This is a genomic window from Paenibacillus sp. SZ31 (assembly GCF_012912005.1).
In the GTDB taxonomy this organism is placed as follows: domain Bacteria; phylum Bacillota; class Bacilli; order Paenibacillales; family Paenibacillaceae; genus Paenibacillus.
Window position 1 is genome coordinate 73,040 of sequence record NZ_JABBEA010000010.1, and the last position, 18,585, is coordinate 91,624.

Genomic DNA, 18,585 nt, shown 5'->3' on the forward strand with positions numbered 1-18,585 from the left:
ATCCTTAGTGTAACCCCGGGGAATGTGCCCAAATCTCGGCAATTTAAAAAATTGTCGATTATACTGTTGCATTCGGTTCTTAATTTGCTATACTCATCTTTGTTTACCAATTTTATTAGGAAGGGTTGTGACAGCACTGATGAATCACCACCGTACGCCGCTGTTTACCGCTTTAAAAAATCATGCGGCACTCAATCCGGTACAGTTTCATATTCCGGGCCATAAAAAAGGATTGGGAGCGGATACCGAATTCCGTGAATTTATTGGCGATAATGCCTTCTCCATAGATTTGATTAACATCGCACCGCTGGATGATCTTCATCAGCCAACGGGTGTCATTCAGGAAGCACAGATCCTGGCAGCAGATGCCTTCGGAGCCGATTATACCTATTTTAGTGTACAAGGCACAAGCAGTGCCATTATGACCATGATCCTGTCTGTATGCACACCGGGTGACAAAATTATTGTGCCCCGTAATGTGCATAAATCGGTTCTTTCGGCCATTATTTTTTCAGGCGCCAAACCTGTATTTGTCTCACCTTCACAAGACGTCAATCTAGGTATTGATCACGGAGTGACCACACAGTCTATCCGTCGCGCACTTGAGCGTCATCCAGATGCCAAGGCATTGCTCGTGATTAACCCGACCTATTACGGTGTAGTTACCGATCTGAAAGAGATTGTTGAGCTGGCACACAGCTATCAAGTCCCTGTGCTTGTTGATGAAGCACATGGCGTACTTATTCATTTCCATGAGGATCTGCCGTTGTCAGCGATGGCAGCAGGTGCCGATATGGCTGCAACCAGTGTTCACAAGCTTGGTGGCTCCATGACACAGAGCTCCGTACTCAACCTGAACACAAAGAACGGGTTCGTGAATCCACAACGTGTACAGACGATCTTGAGCCTTCTCACTTCAACATCAACTTCATATATTTTGCTCGCTTCACTCGACACATCCAGACGTAATCTGGCACTCCACGGTCGTGAAATTGCTCAGAAGGCGATTGAATTGGCTGAGTTCGCCAGACGTTCGATTAACGATATGGATGGACTGTATTGCTTCGGCAAAGAGCTGCTGGGTACAGAAGCTACCTTTAACTATGATCCCACCAAAGTAACGATTCATGTCCGCCATCTAGGCATTACAGGGTATGAGACAGAGAACTGGCTGCGTGAGCATTACAACATCGAGGTCGAACTTAGTGATATGTACAATATTCTGTGTCTCATCACGCCAGGAGATACGGATGACAGCGTGGATATTTTGCTGAACGCTTTGCAGGATCTCTCCCGTACCTATTATCAAGTGAACCCGGCCCATGAACTGGTGGTTAAAGTTCCGGATATTCCACAGTTGATGCTGACTCCACGGGACGCATTCTACGGTGACACCGAAGTCATTCCGTTCAAGGAATCCGCAGGACGTATTATTTCGGAATTCATCTATGTCTATCCGCCAGGAATTCCGATTCTGTTACCGGGTGAGGTTATTACCCAAGAGAACATCGACTACATCATCGACCATGTCGAAGTTGGATTGCCTGTCAAAGGACCCGAAGATCGCAGCGTAACCAACGTTAAAGTGATTGTGGAAGCCGATGCTATTTTCTAGAACAACCCCATTTGTGCTGTAAATGGGATGGACTTAAAGGACCAAGCCTTAAGCTTGGTCCTTTTTTATTTTATGGGACAATCGAGTTTGCATTTTCCCGTCTATTTCGTCATTCAAACCGTCCATGAAAATACTCGTCTACCTCTTGAAAACAAACAAAAGGCCCCCTGAAATCAAGGAGCCTTCATGTTATGTTCCAAAAGAATGACTATTCTTGTGATGCAACGAGTTCGTTGTAAGCCGCTTCAACGCGGTTCCACTCTTCTTCGTCTTCAATATTGTAGAGCACCATTTCCTCGTCTTCTTCTTCCATACGCAGAATGATGCCGTCAGCTTCAGGATTGTTACGTTCCAGCAGGAGCGCATAAACATGCTTCTCCACGTCAAACGTCTCCACCAAAACCATCTCCACGTCTTGGCCGTTCTCGTCTGTTAATGTGAGAAGGACTTCTTCATGCTCGTGTTCGTGGTCGTGGTCTTGCCCGCATCCGCAGCCATCGCCGTGTTCATGTGTGTGATCGCTCATTGAAATACCTCGCTTTATAAATAGAAATTGTGTAACCTTGCATATCGTAACATGTTCAATGACCCAGGTCAATTTAACTCACAGGGTAATTTTCGCTTCAATCGTTCAGCGCTGTAATGATTTTCTCCGCTACCAGGACGTAGCTGCTGTTTGCATTTTCTTTAATATGAAAGCCGACCTGATACTTGCCAGCACGACTGAAATCGTACGTAAAATCATATGTGCGGAACCAGAAGTTATCCTTCTGGGTCGTAAGCTCCTGAGACTGGATATCCTTCACCTGACCGCTCGGGTTAGTAATCGTTACTTTCACGGCAGCTACATCTGCTGTTAAACTGTCCACTTGTGAAAATACATTGAATTTCAGCTTACCTACGTTAACGTTGCCAAATACAGTGTCTCCCTTGAAGAGAAAAATATGTACATTCGGTTTGATCACCGTTACTCTCTTGTTGCTGCTATCCCATTTGACGACGCCTCCGGCTTCTCTTACAGGTACATAGGTCGTTCCATCAATCAGATAACCTCCATCAGCTGCTTCCTTGCCGTTAATGAGAACTCGAATCTTCTCGTTCACCGAATCTGCAAACAATAAAGACCCGCCGAGCAAGGAGAATACCGTGACACAAAGCAATATTCGTTTCCATTTCATCCCGTCAATATTCCCTCCCCTGCTGCTAGCTGTTGTACATTTATACTGCAGAGTCATCCACAAAGTTGCGCTGTTTTTCATCATTTTTCATTTTTTATCCAGAATTTTTTCCACCCCTTGGAATGCTCAAAAAGAGGCGATCCTCATTAAAGGATGCCTCTGTCCAATTATTGTTATATATACGGGATTATACGAAGAGTTACGAAGAAGTATGGCGGGTCAATATACAGGGAACGCCCTTGCCTAATGCCCCTTCAATTCTCATACGTGCAGCATAATCCATTCCTCGCGTACATGGTGTCTTGCATCTCTCACATACATCCGAAGTGACCAACTTCATGGATACACGAATTTTGTCACTCTTTAACGCGGGAGCTTTCTTTCCTTTTGCCTTTGCCATCCCGGATTCCCCATTTCCCCAAGTGCTTACTGATGTAATGCATCATATGGGGATTCGCCCGGTTGTGTGTCAAATGGAATGATCGACTTCCTGATACTCAGTTATGTTAAATAAAGCCACCATTCACTCGAATCGTCTGACCCGTAACCCATTGAGACTCTGGGCCTACCAGAAATGAAATGACACTCGCAATGTCTTCCGGCTCACCCAGACGACCGAATGCATTCATTTTACGTATTCCTTCCAACTGTTGCTCTGTCTTGCCAACCGAGAACAACTCTGTATTGGGACCTGGTGCGACTGCATTAATCGTAATCTGTTTGGAACCAAACTCCTTGGCGAGTTGACGGGTAATCTGCTCTACCGCTCCCTTGGTCCCTGCATATACACTGTAACCAGGAAACATCTGTCCTGTTACCGAGGTAGAAAAGTTCACGATACGTCCTGCATCTTCCATATATTTAAGCGCTTGTTGGCAAGCAAAGAACGTGCCTTTGACATTAATGGCAAACTGCTGATCAAATTCTTCCTCTGTCACTTCCGCTAGAGGAGTTGTCTTCATGATGCCTGCATTATTGATTAGAATATCCACTTTCCCAAGCTCGCTGATCGTTTGAGAAAACAGACGTTCCACATCTTCCTTCCGCGCCAAATCGGCTTGCACGGTAATGGCACGAACTCCTTTTTCCCGAACAATCTCAGCTACCTCTTCTGCTTTGTCCGGACGACTTGCATAATTAATCACCACATCGGCTCCGAGCTCCGCGAGTTGCTCCGCAATGGCACGCCCAATACCTCTCGACGATCCTGTGACCACAGCAACCTTACCTGTTAGTTTATTCATTCGATCTCCCACCTTCTTCATTCATATTAGATAAACCGTGTTCGACTAATAACCATACTTGTGCAAATTCATCATCTATCGTATCGCTGCACCATTCATAGGCATGTGCCGGGTGATGGAAACGAGCCGTTGCATGAAGAATAGCCGTTGCTGTTACCTTAGGATCACTGAACTTAAACTGGTGATTCTTTCGAATAATTTCGCTTAGATGGTGTATAAGATGTTCCACATGTTTGCGGATCAGATCAGCCGATTCCTGCGTAACCCGGGCATACATCTCAAATAATTCGGGATCTGACTCAGCATAATGACGTTTAAGACGTATTAATGTTTCTATATATACTTTCAGATGATGTGTGCCTTCCCTTGTGTTGTTCTCATCCTGAGTTACCAAAGTAAAAGGTGTGATGATTTCATCTTCAAGCCATTGTTCAGTCACACCTTCAAGCAATTCCTTCTTGCTGGCGTAATGCCTGTATATCGTTCCATGACTGACTCCGAGCAATTTGGCGACATCGGTGACGGATGTTTTGGCAGCACCGAAGCGTCTTATCGTTTCCTGCGTAGCTGCAATAATCTGCTCTTTGGTGAGAAATTCAGAAGTTTTGTCTTTTACCATATGAACGAGATGGTTAACACCATCCACTTGCCACCTCCATTGAGATTAGATTAACACACTCGATAACAAATGACAATTATTGATTTTTGTCATTTGTTATTATTTATCATTTTAACATTCAATGAAGTCACAACAAAAAAAGAGCCCTTTAAAACTTGGCTCTTTTGCTTCCTTATCATATATATCAACACGCTTTAAGATTTACAATAGTTTAGTATAGTCACAATTGATGCACTTAGAAAACGTATTTAAATAATAAAAATATGACAAGGAGGATACCTCCGAGAATGAGCCAGTTGCTGATTTCGTACCAAATGCCCTTCCCTCCGGATAGGTATTTCTGTTCATTCTCCTGATGACGCTGACGATGGGTATCGGTCTCAGAGCCATGGGGTGGTTTGCTAAAATCCATCATAAGTACATTCCCCTTTCAGCAGTTTTGTGTAATCTTAATACCATTATAACCCACAATTGAGTATGATATTGATTTTTATGCATAAAACACCAAAAAAAGCCTCCGATTTCTCGGAGGCTTCTTATCAACAACAAATAGTATCAATGATTACGCGAGTTCCACGTTAACATTCACGTTTCCTTTGATTCCTTTGGAATATGGGCAGTAGTCATGGGCAAGTTTCACAAACTTCTGTGCTGTCTCCTCATCCAGACCGAGAATTTTAACTTCCAAATCTACTTGAAGTTTCACACCGTTATCTTCAGAGTCCGTCACTAACATTACGGTTGCAGCTACAGTACTTCTTTCAATTTCAACTTTGTGTTTCTTCAATTGAAACTCCAGGGCGGAGTTAAAACAAGCACTATACCCTGCTGCAAACAACTGCTCCGGATTGGTAGCTGTTGTCACTTGTCCTCCAAGTTCAGGCGGTGCAGCAACATCCAACATAAACACGTTATCTGGAGATTGTACGATTCCTTGACGTCCGCCTGTATTGATGACTGTTGTTTCATATAATGTTTTCATTTGTGAAAACTCCTTTAGTTAATTAGATTTATTTTTTGACTAAATTTCGATCTCTCTTTTATCGCTAACAATTACATTGTACACAATTAAATTGTGTATGTAAATAGTTTGTGTTAAAAAATAATATAGTTTAATGCTGCGTTCAAATGAATGACGATGAGGATGATTATAATATAGCTATCTGTAGAGAAAATTGTCCTTCCTTAACTGACATCCATCAGATAACCTAGGTCGAACCGTTAAGGAGGAATAACACGTTTGGAGAATAATTTATTTCTAACCCCGGACAAGCCCAAACATAAAGTCAGAGCACTTTATGAGGTGTTGGCTGTATCAACCAAACTCGGCCTGACTTCATTTGGAGGACCGATCGCTCATCTTGGTTACTTTCATGAAGAATATGTTGTCCGTAGAAAATGGATGGATGAACGAAGCTATGCAGATTTAGTTGCGCTATGTCAATTTTTGCCCGGGCCTGCCAGCAGTCAAGTCGGGATTGGAATTGGCATCATCCGGGGCGGTTTGCTGGGGGGACTAATAGCTTGGCTAGGTTTCACACTTCCTTCTGTCATTGCGTTAGTTTTGTTCGCTTTCCTTCTACAAGGATTTGATATCAGCCGTACTGGCTGGATTCACGGCCTTAAGATTGTTGCTGTAGCTATTGTTGCTCAAGCGATATTGGGCATGGGGCAAAAACTAACTCCTGACCGTTACAGGGCAACCATCGCTATCTTCACTGCAGCGTCGACTCTTGTGTGGCAGACTGCGTTCACTCCAATCCTTTTTATTGTTATTGCAGGTATGGTAGGCATGATCCATTTTAGAAAAATGACAGGTACTAAGACAGTAGACTTGTCTATCCCAGTGAGTCGTAACTTGGCAATATTCTGTTTGGCTTCGTTCTTTGGAATCCTGATTCTTCTACCGGTATTCACACCATTTGATCGTTCGGGATGGCTGTTATTCTTTGATAGCTTCTACCGTTCAGGATCACTTGTATTTGGTGGAGGGCATGTTGTACTTCCGTTACTGGAACGTGAATTCGTCCCTACAGGTCTGATCAACAAGTCCGACTTTTTGGCAGGATATGGAGCAACGCAAGCTGTTCCAGGACCATTGTTCACCTTTGCCGGTTATTTAGGAGCGATGATGCGTGGGGTTACGGGTGCTTTGGTCGCAACGATCGCTATCTTTTTGCCAGCGTTCCTTCTGATCGTAGGAGCATTACCCTTCTGGAATTCTTTATGTAAAAGCTCGAAAATTCAAGGAGCATTTATCGGAATTAATGCAGCCGTTGTAGGTATTTTGTTGGCTTCGTTGTACGATCCGCTTTGGACAACTTCGATCCTAACTCCTGTTGATTTTGCACTGGTATGCGTGTTGTTTCTAATGCTCGTTTTTTGGAAAGTACCACCCTGGATCGTTGTCATTACTGGTGCAGCAGGCGGTACAATCATGAACTTTCTCTAAATAAAAAAGGTACCCAAACACTGCACTTCTTTTTCAAAGCGTCCGTGTTTAGGTACCAAATTACTGCAAGTATGTCTTTTTACCGATGCATGCAGATAATCTATTTATTCTCTTCGTCATTCCAATTAGTTACTCCAGATATCCACTTTCATCTGTGCACACTTGAAATACTTGGCCTCTGCCGGGCTTGTTGTCAGCTTCAACAGACATTGTAGGTTTCCATGTTGGAATATCCCACCACTGAGGTCAGCAGCAACACCGCCATACTGGTCATCCGCACCAAGCCATACGGACGGTCTCTCGAACCCAGCTGAGAACTGTAATCCCGTGCAGAGCAGCACAGTCAGGTTCTTACGGTTTTGTGCCTCATCTCCTGCTACACCATGTGTGGTGAAGAACACCATGTTTTGCTTGAAATCGGTGTACGTTCCATCTGCTTTATAGGCACGGACCATACCATACTTCTGATTCACGTTCTGAAAAAACGTGATTCCAGCCTTGCTATCCTTCGATTTAATGCCAAGCTGAACTGAAATTCCAATGTTCCCGTTCAATTGGAGCGCTTCCAAGGTAACTGCAATTGCGGTTACTTTCGAGCTGTCAATCAGATGTTTCATTTTTAACTCTGCCGAAGCTCCTGCCGTTGCCGGTGTTGTAACTGTAATGGTTCCTCTGTCGGGCAAAGGCTCAAACGTAGACGTTCCCACCACCTCAAGCCAATCCGGTAACGTTCCGTGAAGAAAATCGGCCACAAGCTGTTTGTGGACCTTTCCAAAGGGCACGATCTGACCCGCTGCATCACGTATAACCATCTCTACACCTCCACCGAATAGGCTACGCCGATATTATGATCGGTATTGTAATACACGTACACTACACCGTCCATAACGGACACCATCATGGATTGCATGTTCGTCGTTTCCCAATTCAATGCCGGAAAATGTATATCTGAAGGTTTGTCCAGCAGTTGACGAAAATCTGCACCGATCTTGGCAATAGCAGGCCGAGCTACCGTCGTAACCCCACCGGAAGCATAAGCCGATAACATGCCCAGCCACCACATGCTCCCTTTGTACATAAATACACCAGCATTGGGTCTCGAAATGTTTTCCCCCGCGTTTAAAGTGGCATCATTACCTCCCATTAATGGTCTCGGATCAGCTAGCCAGCTGCGCCCATCATGAGAATGCCAGATACATTTACGGCCAAAGTCACCGCCGCCCATCACCGAGAAACCAATCCATTTGCCACCATTTCTAAAGCATGAGAAGTATCCGGTATGACCATCACCTGGGAAACCTGGAGGTTTGTCCAGAATCAAACCCACTCTTGTCCAGTTGATCATGTCTACAGAGGTCGCGAGTGCCGTCGATTGATTGATCCCCAGTCCGTTTTGTTGATAATACATGAAGAATAATTGTTCTTCATCGTTCCAGATCACAAATGGAGTTTCCGTTGAATTCCCAACCACGGTATCGAGATATACCTGTCCGTGTTTGGTCCATGGTCCTGTTGGGCTGTTGGAATACGCCAGTCCAATTCCGCCGATCCGATTGTGGTTGGTTGAATACGTGGCATAATAATCTGCTTTTGCATCAGGGATAAGCCCCTTTACCTTGATCGCCCGAAACCAATAGATTGATTGTAGACCCGCCATTGCAGCGGTATACATAGGATTGTCCATCTTTTTATCAAATTGAGGTGTGTACATCCGTCTGGATTCTGCATCGCAATAATCGTATGGCGCAATAGCCCTATTCGCCTTCATCGCTGCATCGAGTGCTGCCTGAGCAATATTATCAGTCATAGACATGAGAACTCAACTCCTTCGTGAGCAGGGTATTACCATTTACCGGTGACGAATATAAACTATCCGAAGTGTCTTTTAATAGGATTGAACAATCAACAACATTACCCACATTCGTAGCTGGTTCCTGAGTAATACGAATGATAGGGCGAATATCAGCATTATATGAATACGCTTTCATTTTGTTGATTCCTTTACTTCTCTTACCGTTGTGATTAGCAAACCTCCTTTTCATAGGTACGCCCGGATAATGTTGATCCTTCATATTAATCCCTCCTATTGTTTTCTCCCGATAAGTATATTCATGAAGTTGCCTTTATGTTAAAGCATCATGCCCATCTTGCAGCCTAATATTCCAAAATGAGCTATGAATCATTTAGAACAATCGCCGAACAAAAAATGAAAAGAAATCTGGAAAACTTATTCTATTCTCTATTACTAAAACTTCTGTCCCCAAAACTTATTTTACGCCTTCTTCACAGTTCATAAAAAAAGAAAAGAAGCCTTACATTGTAAGGCTTCTCGTGTATGATCTGTAGTGGGCTCGAACCACTGACCCCTACCCTGTCAAGATAGTGCTCTCCCAGCTGAGCTAACAGATCATGATATATAATTGTTTCCCAATCAAGTAACAGTATCATATCAAGTAACCGTGTTCATTGTCAATAATTTATTTAGTTATAATTCACCCAAAATGGTGCACAATAAAGGAAAGATTACCATTTCTACAGCGAGGTGAATTCCCTATGAGAAACATAACAAAACGTCCACCCCTCAATAAATATACATTCACCAAATGCTTCTTCCCCTTCGTTGGGCTTATGGTTCTGATTACAACCGTTACGGGTTGCAGCTTGGAGCGGGATGAACATACGGTACAATTCCAACAATTACAGCAGCCCAATGAAAAGGGTGATTCTCTGCCTGTCTGGTTAGACGTGTACTCCAAATCTGTGATTCAAGATGTATATTCTCCGCGAGGGAGCAGTGAAGTCTTACCGTGAAGGTTAACAGGTGAATTACTCATCTTCATCCCACTTCCTTGAATATGCTTTCTTGGTCACGTAATACAACAGAGCAATCATTCCCGCCGACATTAGCAATGTAATTACCATAATGCCTGCCATGCCCATCGCCAGCCCCTCCTCTCCCAATATGTTCCAGACTTAACTATACAGGAAAAGCATTTTTTTGTATAATTCAGTCTGATATGTCGCGCAAGAGCAGAAAGAAGGAATGGAATTGGCAGCTGAGATTAGTTATGTAACGACGGAAGAACAACTGGAGCAAGCCTTGGGAATTCGCCATCACGTTTTTGTGATCGAGCAACAGGTGCCTGCTGAGATTGAGATTGATCAATATGATGTCATCAGTCCGGATGTGCATCATGTATTGTTAAGTACGGATGGGCAGGCTGTGGCCACGGGGCGTCTGATCTATTACAGCAAGGATACGGCCAAGATGCAGCGGATCGCGGTACTTGAGTCTCATCGTTCATTTGGTTATGGACGTGTGCTTCTGTTGGCTATGGAGGAGCGGGCTCGTGAACTCGGCTTATCCTATTCTATACTGGATGCTCAATGTCAGGCTCAGAAATTCTATGAAAAACTGGGCTATGAAGTGATTTCGGAAGAACCTTTTTATGATGCAGATATTCTGCATGTTCGTATGAGAAAAAGCCTGTAAAACCTCGGGTTGGCAGGTCTTTATCAGCATATGGTGCATACTTCCGATGAATTCGGATAGGCTAATCAGGTAAACAGATTCCTATCTCGTCATATAAGGAGAGTGTGACATCATGGATCAAACGACACGCGAGAGTTTCACAGCAGTACAGAAAAATGGTGACGGTGACCTGACGGCCTTTCAGACTTCAGCAGGACGTGTACTGGATTACCAACAGGCACTTGCAGAAGTAAAAGCTGGGGCTATTGCCGGCGTGAATATATTTAAAGGCAAGGATGGAGAAATGTACATTCGCGGCGATGCCGACGGCGACCCAACCAATAACCTGGATCAACTTCCCCATTTCTAAAATAGATGCACACCTCGTACGTGTGACATAGTAAGCGCCGATCCGGTTATCCGGGTTGGCGTTTTCTTATTATGACTAGTAGTCCGTAAAATATTTTACGTAATCCCCGGCAGGCTGGCTTTTGCGAATCGGCTGTTGTACCTGTTCCCATGCCTGCAAAATCTGTATACCTTCGAGAGTAGAATGGTTATCCCACGCGATATGCCCGGTCCGTTCAAGCTCCAGCAATGACTCATGAATAAATGCTTTACTTCGTCCCGTCTTGTTCTCCAATTCATCCATACGCGGCAACCGGCGCCGTTGTCCTGCATAGTTCACCATAATTCGCAAAATCTTGCGTTCAAAGTCGTTCAGCATACTTTACCTCCCCGTTCAGATCCGTAACAGGACGCCATGCCAGAATACCTTGCTCCAGAAATGTTCGAGGTGAGCCTTCTTTTCCTGCTGATGCCCTAATCATCCCGCCACGTACACTGTTAATTCGAATCTGTCGCTGCGTGATCTGCCCTGCACGATCCATGTAGACAAGCTCCACCATCTGGCCAATATATTTCCCTAGCATAATCATCCCTCCGATAAGAACGTTTGTTTGTATTTATTATATGCGAACATAAGTTCTTTATTCAATAGTAAAAAAAGGGTTTTGTAAAATAAAAAAACCAGACTTCACCTTAAAGATTAAGGCAGTCTGGTTCAACCCATAGTGTAGCTAATATGAAAACAATGTATTGTAATCACTACGTTCATTAACAGATCAGTGTCGATCCGATTCCGAAAATTGTACTTTTTTCAATTGCTGTGTAGACGGATTAAAATCAACATTCACATAGACTGCGAACTGCTTGCCGTCTTTTGAACGAACCCATAACTTGAATTGTTCCCGTGATTCGTCCGCTGTTAGAGAGGTGCGACCGATATGCTTGTAGTCCAAAATATCCACATTATATTTGGTTTGTGTTTCTTTGACCGCGATAATTCCCCACTTCGCATAATCAGGGATAGCGGCGCCTGTTCCTGATGTAATGCCAGCCAAACTCAGGACTACCGACATGACGGTAACGATGAGCATTCTCATTTCACTCACTCCTTGGGACAATATGTTTCTGTTATATTGCCCGTCCGGGTTTTATTTTACACGAATAAACGAAAGATCCAGGCCAGTGGCCGTAGGGAAAAAGGAACCACATGAACAAGTCGGTCAAACGAATCAGGAGGCTCCGTCCGGAAACTCATTCCCCAATCACCCGAGAGAAAGTGTTGTTGTGTCAGTGGCTCCTGAGGACGTTCCAACCCGTATTTCTTTTCAATTAACTGCCTCGTTTCTTCATCCATCTGAACCTCGTTCGTAACGACATATGCTGTGATAGGCTCGCTGCTTATGTACATCAGAATCATTAGAAACATCAAAATCCACACCATTTTTATCCAACGTGTATTCATCTCTTACTCCTTTAAAAATCATGGTTCTCATTTAACTGGAAGACTCGTTTGAGTGTTTGATTATACATAAAATTGACCGTATTGGAAATAACAAAAGGGAGAAGATATGAGGTGAATTCACGATCTGAACCTACACGATCTGCAATACCACTATGAGGAGGTTACACCCGAATGTTCAAACGCTTGGATGAAATCCTGATTGAGATTCCCAATGTCGAGAAGCCAGATCCGAATGCAGCAGCAGCCATACAAGAATTGCTCGGTGGCAAATTCGGAGAAATGTCAACGTTGAACAACTACCTCTATCAATCGTTTAATTTTCGCTCCAAAGAAAAGTTGAAGCCCTTCTATGACCTCGTCATGAGTATCACGGCCGAAGAATTGGGTCATGTTGAGCTGGTGTCTCATGGTATTAACAAATGCCTCAGAGGATCAACCGAATACAAAGAACCCGACGATACACCGCTTGGCTCCGTGAAGGATGCTCGTCTGTCGTATCATTTTCTGGCAGGTGCGCAGGGAGCGATGCCTTTCGACTCCATGGGTAATCCGTGGACAGGAGCACACGTCTTCAACAGTGGCAACCTGGTGGAGGATCTGCTCCACAACTTTTTCCTTGAATGCGGAGCGCGTACCCATAAAATGAAAGTATACGAAATGACCGATCACCCCGCAGCCCGGGAAGTTGTCGGTTACCTACTGGTGCGTGGCGGCGTGCATGTCGTTGCATATGCAAAAGCACTTGAGATTGCAACTGGCGTAAATGTAACCAAGCTGGTTCCTATCCCTTCACTGAACAACAAAGCCTTCAATGAGGCTCGTAAATATGAAGAAAAAGGGGTACACACCAAGCTGTATACCTATAGTGATAAAGACTTCAACACGATCGGTCAGATCTGGAAAGGAACTCACCCCGAAGATGGACAACCTTTGGAAGTCATTCAAGGGATACCTGAAGGGTACCCGATTCCGGAATCTCCAGCAGTGGAGGAAGAATTTGCACCAGGCATCTCTCAGGAAGAATTCAAAGAAATTGCTCGCCGTCTGAAGATGGCAGGGAATATTGTGGATTAATTCAGCAAAGTAACAAAATAAGCCCAACCTTCAAAGGTTTGGGCTTATTACAGTTGTAACAAGATTTCAATATTTCACTTTGCTACAATATACCGAAACAATCATCTGAAAACTCACCATTAATCTTATATTCAATTAAATATCGTTATCCGAATGTTTCTTAATCATCTCCAAGAGCTCTTCTTCACTCTTCAAACGTATAGAATCCGTATATTCCCATCTAAAATAAGGAGCTAGGTCTTTGGCTATTTCTTCCCAAGTCTCTCCCTGATGCTGCGTCAGAATTTGCTGAATGGTTTCCGTAATCAATTCAAAATCTAACTTATTAACAATAAAATGCCTCATACCCAATACTACGTTAATCTCGTTTTTCAGTTCTCTTTCTAATGCTTTCGGAGTTATGATTGTAAAATCAAAATTATCCTCACCTTCAGAATCTTCCGTTCCAATACAGGCTGTACCGGATAAGTAAAAATCGTCTCCGATATCTTCAGTCTCCGTGAATTGTAACTTGCCATGAATATTCGGATTTCCAGTAATAATAAGATCTTTTAAGATCGGCTTAATCACGTTTTACACCTCTTAGGTATCTAGTTCTTCCATTAATTGCTATTTTTATTGTTGCAGTGTTGCATAGCATATTCCATTTTCTTAGAAAGCTACTTACCAATTTCTATGTATCCAAACTTCCATATCCACCTATCTCTCGTTGGTCTCCCTTCATCTTTTCCAAAAGCTCCAAGATAACCTCATCCAACTCCTCAAGTACCTCACTCGGTGTAGGAGATTCCAGTATCCTTACCAAATCCGTCTGGATCAAACTTAGATGAGATATAGGTAATCGATCAATTAATCCGACCAAAATGAAATATTCCCACTGTGGATCTTGGGTTTGCAATACATCCTTAATATGAGGAATTAAGTCTTCGCCCAGTCTCAATAGCAGATCCTCTATCGGCTTAGAGATAGGCCAATTCCCGTCTTGCAACCACTCCATAAGCTCTGGGATGATAACTTTTAATTCGACATCACTAAATTCACTTAACTTGCGCACCGCTTCAAAATCAGACTTATCGCGGGGAAGATACTCCCTAATCTCCATTTAAATCCCCTCTCCCATCCCATATAAATACTTTTGTTCTCTTCTATTACTCGACTGACTCTACATCCTCTACTCTGATATCAATATCATCTTGATTCTCCGTCGTTGACATCGCATCTCTCATGCGAATAGTCCACCCCGAATTGCGTCCGCCTCACTTAGATGAGCACCATCTGGAGTATTTGGACAAGATACCGCTATCGTTTCTGCTCTGGCCTGCCCAGGATAGGGTTCGTTTTCCGGGCCTCCATCCGTCCAGATTTCAACATAGGAGCCGATCTGCTGATTAGGCGCGTTGGAGAACCATTTTGCCGGATAATACCGACTGTCTCCCCCATTGGAACTGTAATCTTGAAATGCGGGATCAACAACAAGAATAGAATCGTCTTTGCGTTCAACCACATAACCAGTGAAACCTCTATCATCTGGTACATCCGTTGTAGTCTGCGCCGACTTACATGCATTTTGTTCCGCACATCCCGTAAGACATCCTAGCAAGATTGAAATTGATATGAAGGCTGTACGAAGATTGGACATATGTCCGTCCTCCTTAACTATATTCCCTTTCTAATGCTAACGTCCAATACCAAGTTATTGTTGCAAACACAGCCTTCAACTCATCCTCGTCTCTCACACGGCTCGTCTCAAGCAATCAGAATACTTCACTTCTTAATGTTTCTCTTATACAGATACCTGCCCCATACCACCAAAGCCGTACACAACAAGATCACACAATAGGCCCACACAAAAAACATGGCAAGCCCCAACCCGATGTTGGCATCCAGGCGCTCATCAAAGATCTTCGTGTACAACGCAAAACCGAGTGGCACGGCGCCAACAATGAAAAGTCCAATAAGCCATCCACCCCAGCGTCGGAAGCTGGAACCCCTGCCATTACCGGTATGCTTGCGAATTCCTTGAATCAGAAACCACAAAATCAGAATAAATAATAGACAGGTCATAAGAATTTTCTGCATATCGCTCAACTGCATCTCGTTCGCCTCCTACGTCATATATAATGATGAACATATTAACTCATTGAAGTTGAAGACTTAACTATCATTACCCGATTCTATGCCCATGATCACAGGCAGACAACAGCATGGCACCCCAGACCCACACAATAATTATGAAAAAGAAAATAACGCCACCGTCCTGACTCCTTCCAAGTCAAGAACGATGGCGTTACTTCTCATATTTACATTGTTACATCCACATCGAATAGGTTACGAGCCAAACTGCGCATAGTGAAGGCGACTGTACACCCCACCTGCCGCGAGTAATTCTTCATGACGCCCCTGCTCCGTTATGCCTTGTTCAGCAACGACAATAATGCGATCTGCATTTTTGATCGTAGCCAATCGGTGAGCAATGACCAGTGTGGTCCGACCCTCGGACAGCTCAGCAAGCGATTGCTGAATCGCTGCTTCCGTTTCTGTATCCAGCGCTGATGTGGCTTCGTCCAGGATCAGAATTGGTGGATTTTTCAGGAACATCCGTGCAATGGACAAACGCTGTTTCTGTCCACCGGACAGCTTCACGCCGCGTTCACCAATTAACGTATCCAATCCTTCGGGCATCGATTGAATCAAAGGTTCCATCTGTGCACGTCTAGCAGCCATCCAGATTTCTTCTTCGGACGCATCCAGCTTGCCATAGGCAATATTCTCGCGAATGGATCCATCGAAGAGGAACACGTCCTGTTGTACAATTCCGATATGACTACGCAAGGAATCCAGTGTCATATCCTGTATCTCCTGCCCATCGATCGTGATACGACCTTCCAGCACATCATAGAACCGTGGCAGCAGACTGCATAGCGTTGTTTTACCTGCCCCCGATGGACCGACAAGCGCTACAGTTTCACCTGCACGTACGTTTAGATCAATACCTTTGAGCACAGGTTCCTGATCGGAATAACCAAAGGTTACTTGCTCATAACGAATATCTCCACGCAAATGGGATACCGTAACGGCCCCTGGACGATCTTCCACATCCGGTTCCATATCAAGCAGCTCCGTATAACGTTTGAAGCCTGCAATCCCTTTTGGATACGTCTCAATAACCGAGTTGATCTTCTGGATCGGTGTCAAGAACACATTGGATAACATAATAAATGCAATGAACTGACCGTAGGTCATACTGCCTTGAATGACAAACCACGTTCCACATACCAGGACAAAGAGGGATACCAGCTTCATCAGCATATAACTGACAGAGGAGTTCCAGGCCATGATTTTGTATGCGATTAGTTTGGTCTGACGGAAACGACCATTGTTCACAGCGAATTGTGCTTTTTCATGCTCTTCATTAGCAAAAGCCTGAACAACTCGGATACCTGTGATATTGTTCTCTACACGAGCGTTGAAGTCGGCAATATCACCGAACATTCGGCTGAATGCCTTGGACATTTTGCTACCAAAGTAGAGTGACAGATAAATAATCAACGGAACGATGATAAAGGTTAACACCGCCAGATTTCCATTAATGCTCATCATGATGCTGAATGCACCAATCAGTGTCATCACCGCGATAAATACATCCTCTGGACCATGATGGGCAATCTCACCGATATCCATTAGATCGTTAGTCATGCGGGACACGAGGTGTCCTGTTTTTGTATTATCGAAGAAACGGAACGATAGCTTCTGCACATGATTAAACAGACTTTTACGCATATCCGTCTCAATGTTAATGCCCAGCTTGTGTCCCCAATAGGTAACCACAAAGTTCAGAAATGAATTCAATAAGTAGATGCCCAGCAATGCCAGACAGGCCCATAGAATCCAGTCCCAGCGGCCGCCTGGCAGCAGATCATCGACTACCCGGTTGACCGCCAGTGGAAAAGCCAGCTCCAGCAGAGCGACTAGAATCGCACAACTGAAGTCAAGAATAAAGAGCTTTTTGTAAGGCCTGTAATAGGCAAAGAAACGGCGAAGCATGGACTGAAGTCCTCCTTATGCAACCACACATTGATGATTACGTTCTATTTCGTCTTGCTTAAGAGGTACAGGAAGTATGGCGCACCAATAATGGCAACCAGTATACCCGCAGGTATCTCTGAAGGCTGTAGAATGACACGGCCCAGCGTATCTGCAACGAGCACGAGCAATGAGCCAACCAGTGCAGATGCGGGTAAAAGGAACTGATGTTTTGGACCCACCAGACGACGCGCCAAATGCGGTCCGATCAGACCGACAAAACCAATTCCCCCGCTCACAGATACACATGAGCCTGCAAGCCCTACGGCAGCCGCAAGCAGAATCAGACGCTCACGCTCAACCGGAGCCCCGAGTCCACTCGCAGTCTGGTCACCCAGATTAAGTACGTTCAATACTCGTGCCTTATACAGAACAATCGGTACAAGCACGATTAGAAACGGCAGCAATGCCGTTACAAATTTCCAGTTCGAGCCCCAGATGCTGCCTGCCATCCAGGTAGCTACAAACTGATACTTTTCCGGACTAAGCCGCAAGGTAAGCACGATCATGACCGAGCTGATTCCTGCTGCTACCCCGATACCCGTAAGTAACATCCGAGTGGGCATAATGCCCTCTCCTTTTTTGTAAGAGAGCACATAGATCAGAAATGCAGCAAAACCGGAACCGATCAGGGCCAGAATTGGCAACAGAAATACCGGAGCCGCTGTGGTTGTCGGGAAAAAGGAAACAAATAACATAACGACAAGTCCAGCACCTGCATTAATCCCGAGGATACCCGGATCTGCCAGCGCATTGCGAGATACCCCCTGCAAAATACAACCAGATAACGCAAGTCCTGCACCGACCATTACCGAAATAACGATACGCGGCAGACGGAATTCAAACAGGATCAATTCCTGTTTCGCCGTACCTCCGCCAAACAAGGTACGCATCACCTCAAGCGGCGAAAGCTTGGTAAAACCTGTGTTCATGCTCACCACAAAAGCCGTAATAATTAATAGGGCAAGCACAATGAGGACAATCGCGCTCTTGGCTCTCTTTTTGCGCTCTGCTCCAACTATTGTTGAGGATTCCATC

24 protein-coding genes and 1 tRNA gene are annotated in these 18,585 nt (G+C 44.4%); 6 read left to right on the forward strand and 19 right to left on the reverse strand.

The window, feature by feature from the left end:
• Positions 1-139 precede the first annotated feature (139 nt).
• Positions 140-1,615, forward strand: coding sequence for an aminotransferase class I/II-fold pyridoxal phosphate-dependent enzyme (locus tag HF638_RS18805; RefSeq protein WP_062836119.1), 1,476 nt, complete (start codon positions 140-142; stop codon positions 1,613-1,615).
• A 208-nt stretch (positions 1,616-1,823) separates the two neighbouring features.
• On the opposite strand, the gene HF638_RS18810 is transcribed toward HF638_RS18805, so the two are convergent.
• From HF638_RS18810 to HF638_RS18830, 5 genes are all read right to left on the reverse strand, one after another.
• Complete coding sequence (locus HF638_RS18810) at positions 1,824-2,141, reverse strand: DUF1292 domain-containing protein (RefSeq protein WP_169481557.1); 318 nt, start codon at positions 2,139-2,141, stop codon at positions 1,824-1,826.
• 97 nt (positions 2,142-2,238) lie between these two features.
• Positions 2,239-2,793, reverse strand: a complete 555-nt coding sequence (locus HF638_RS18815; RefSeq protein ID WP_036614723.1) for a copper amine oxidase — start codon at positions 2,791-2,793, stop codon at positions 2,239-2,241.
• 506 nt (positions 2,794-3,299) lie between these two features.
• Positions 3,300-4,037 (reverse strand): SDR family oxidoreductase, encoded by a 738-nt coding sequence (locus HF638_RS18820; protein WP_169481558.1) that lies wholly within the window; start codon positions 4,035-4,037, stop codon positions 3,300-3,302.
• Positions 4,030-4,656 carry a TetR/AcrR family transcriptional regulator gene (locus HF638_RS18825; protein ID WP_169481662.1) on the reverse strand — a complete coding sequence of 209 codons (627 nt, stop codon included), beginning with the start codon at positions 4,654-4,656 and terminating at the stop codon, positions 4,030-4,032. Before HF638_RS18825 ends, HF638_RS18820 begins: the two co-directional genes overlap by 8 nt.
• Before the next feature lie 562 nt (positions 4,657-5,218).
• Positions 5,219-5,638 carry an organic hydroperoxide resistance protein gene (locus tag HF638_RS18830; protein WP_017687397.1) on the reverse strand — a complete coding sequence of 140 codons (420 nt, stop codon included), beginning with the start codon at positions 5,636-5,638 and terminating at the stop codon, positions 5,219-5,221.
• 258 nt (positions 5,639-5,896) lie between these two features.
• Here HF638_RS18830 and HF638_RS18835 point away from each other — a divergent pair, with 258 nt between their 5' ends.
• Positions 5,897-7,108, forward strand: a complete 1,212-nt coding sequence (locus HF638_RS18835) for a chromate transporter (RefSeq protein WP_169481559.1) — start codon at positions 5,897-5,899, stop codon at positions 7,106-7,108.
• 125 nt (positions 7,109-7,233) lie between these two features.
• Here the strand turns inward: HF638_RS18835 and HF638_RS18840 are convergent, their stop codons facing one another.
• The 4 genes from HF638_RS18840 to HF638_RS18855 form a co-directional block, all read right to left on the reverse strand.
• On the reverse strand, positions 7,234-7,920 hold the full coding sequence (locus tag HF638_RS18840) for a hypothetical protein (RefSeq protein ID WP_169481560.1): 687 nt from the start codon (positions 7,918-7,920) through the stop codon (positions 7,234-7,236).
• 2 nt (positions 7,921-7,922) lie between these two features.
• Complete coding sequence (locus HF638_RS18845; RefSeq protein ID WP_169481561.1) at positions 7,923-8,921, reverse strand: glycoside hydrolase family protein; 999 nt, start codon at positions 8,919-8,921, stop codon at positions 7,923-7,925.
• Positions 8,908-9,180, reverse strand: a complete 273-nt coding sequence (locus tag HF638_RS18850; RefSeq protein ID WP_169481562.1) for a hypothetical protein — start codon at positions 9,178-9,180, stop codon at positions 8,908-8,910. Before HF638_RS18850 ends, HF638_RS18845 begins: the two co-directional genes overlap by 14 nt.
• Positions 9,181-9,444: 264 nt before the next feature.
• Positions 9,445-9,517: transfer RNA gene (locus tag HF638_RS18855), tRNA-Val, on the reverse strand.
• A gap of 144 nt (positions 9,518-9,661) precedes the next feature.
• On the opposite strand from HF638_RS18855, the gene HF638_RS18860 reads away from it, so the two are divergent.
• The 3 genes from HF638_RS18860 to HF638_RS18870 all read left to right on the forward strand — a co-directional run bounded on the left by HF638_RS18860 (position 9,662) and on the right by HF638_RS18870 (position 10,950).
• Complete coding sequence (locus tag HF638_RS18860) at positions 9,662-9,919, forward strand: hypothetical protein (protein ID WP_169481563.1); 258 nt, start codon at positions 9,662-9,664, stop codon at positions 9,917-9,919.
• 238 nt (positions 9,920-10,157) lie between these two features.
• Positions 10,158-10,601 carry a GNAT family N-acetyltransferase gene (locus HF638_RS18865; protein WP_169481663.1) on the forward strand — a complete coding sequence of 148 codons (444 nt, stop codon included), beginning with the start codon at positions 10,158-10,160 and terminating at the stop codon, positions 10,599-10,601.
• Positions 10,602-10,713: 112 nt separating this feature from the next.
• Positions 10,714-10,950, forward strand: a complete 237-nt coding sequence (locus HF638_RS18870) for a DUF3892 domain-containing protein (RefSeq protein ID WP_169481564.1) — start codon at positions 10,714-10,716, stop codon at positions 10,948-10,950.
• Positions 10,951-11,025: 75 nt separating this feature from the next.
• Here the strand turns inward: HF638_RS18870 and HF638_RS18875 are convergent, their stop codons facing one another.
• The 4 genes from HF638_RS18875 to HF638_RS18890 form a co-directional block, all read right to left on the reverse strand.
• A complete protein-coding gene (locus tag HF638_RS18875) occupies positions 11,026-11,307 on the reverse strand; it encodes a LexA family transcriptional regulator (protein ID WP_169481565.1) in 282 nt (93 codons plus the stop codon).
• Positions 11,291-11,512 carry a hypothetical protein gene (locus tag HF638_RS18880; protein ID WP_017687387.1) on the reverse strand — a complete coding sequence of 74 codons (222 nt, stop codon included), beginning with the start codon at positions 11,510-11,512 and terminating at the stop codon, positions 11,291-11,293. The genes HF638_RS18875 and HF638_RS18880 overlap by 17 nt, the downstream gene beginning before the upstream one ends.
• A 192-nt stretch (positions 11,513-11,704) precedes the next feature.
• Positions 11,705-12,025 (reverse strand): DUF3889 domain-containing protein, encoded by a 321-nt coding sequence (locus HF638_RS18885; RefSeq protein WP_169481566.1) that lies wholly within the window; start codon positions 12,023-12,025, stop codon positions 11,705-11,707.
• A gap of 56 nt (positions 12,026-12,081) precedes the next feature.
• Positions 12,082-12,390: a hypothetical protein gene (locus HF638_RS18890; RefSeq protein ID WP_169481567.1), complete on the reverse strand. Its 309-nt coding sequence runs from the start codon at positions 12,388-12,390 to the stop codon at positions 12,082-12,084.
• 171 nt (positions 12,391-12,561) lie between these two features.
• On the opposite strand from HF638_RS18890, the gene HF638_RS18895 reads away from it, so the two are divergent.
• A complete protein-coding gene (locus HF638_RS18895) occupies positions 12,562-13,464 on the forward strand; it encodes a manganese catalase family protein (protein WP_169481568.1) in 903 nt (300 codons plus the stop codon).
• Between the two features lie 135 nt (positions 13,465-13,599).
• Here the strand turns inward: HF638_RS18895 and HF638_RS18900 are convergent, their stop codons facing one another.
• From HF638_RS18900 to HF638_RS18925, 6 genes are all read right to left on the reverse strand, one after another.
• Complete coding sequence (locus tag HF638_RS18900) at positions 13,600-14,034, reverse strand: Imm8 family immunity protein (protein ID WP_169481569.1); 435 nt, start codon at positions 14,032-14,034, stop codon at positions 13,600-13,602.
• A gap of 103 nt (positions 14,035-14,137) precedes the next feature.
• Complete coding sequence (locus tag HF638_RS18905; protein ID WP_169481570.1) at positions 14,138-14,566, reverse strand: DUF5071 domain-containing protein; 429 nt, start codon at positions 14,564-14,566, stop codon at positions 14,138-14,140.
• Positions 14,567-14,686: 120 nt separating this feature from the next.
• Entirely contained in the window at positions 14,687-15,103 is a 417-nt protein-coding gene (locus HF638_RS18910; RefSeq protein WP_169481571.1) for a DUF3221 domain-containing protein, read from the reverse strand.
• 125 nt (positions 15,104-15,228) lie between these two features.
• Entirely contained in the window at positions 15,229-15,558 is a 330-nt protein-coding gene (locus tag HF638_RS18915; protein WP_169481572.1) for a hypothetical protein, read from the reverse strand.
• A 234-nt stretch (positions 15,559-15,792) separates the two neighbouring features.
• Positions 15,793-17,508, reverse strand: a complete 1,716-nt coding sequence (locus HF638_RS18920; RefSeq protein WP_169481573.1) for an ABC transporter ATP-binding protein — start codon at positions 17,506-17,508, stop codon at positions 15,793-15,795.
• Between the two features lie 44 nt (positions 17,509-17,552).
• Positions 17,553-18,584 carry a FecCD family ABC transporter permease gene (locus HF638_RS18925; protein ID WP_169481574.1) on the reverse strand — a complete coding sequence of 344 codons (1,032 nt, stop codon included), beginning with the start codon at positions 18,582-18,584 and terminating at the stop codon, positions 17,553-17,555.
• Between the last annotated feature and the right edge of the window lies 1 nt (position 18,585).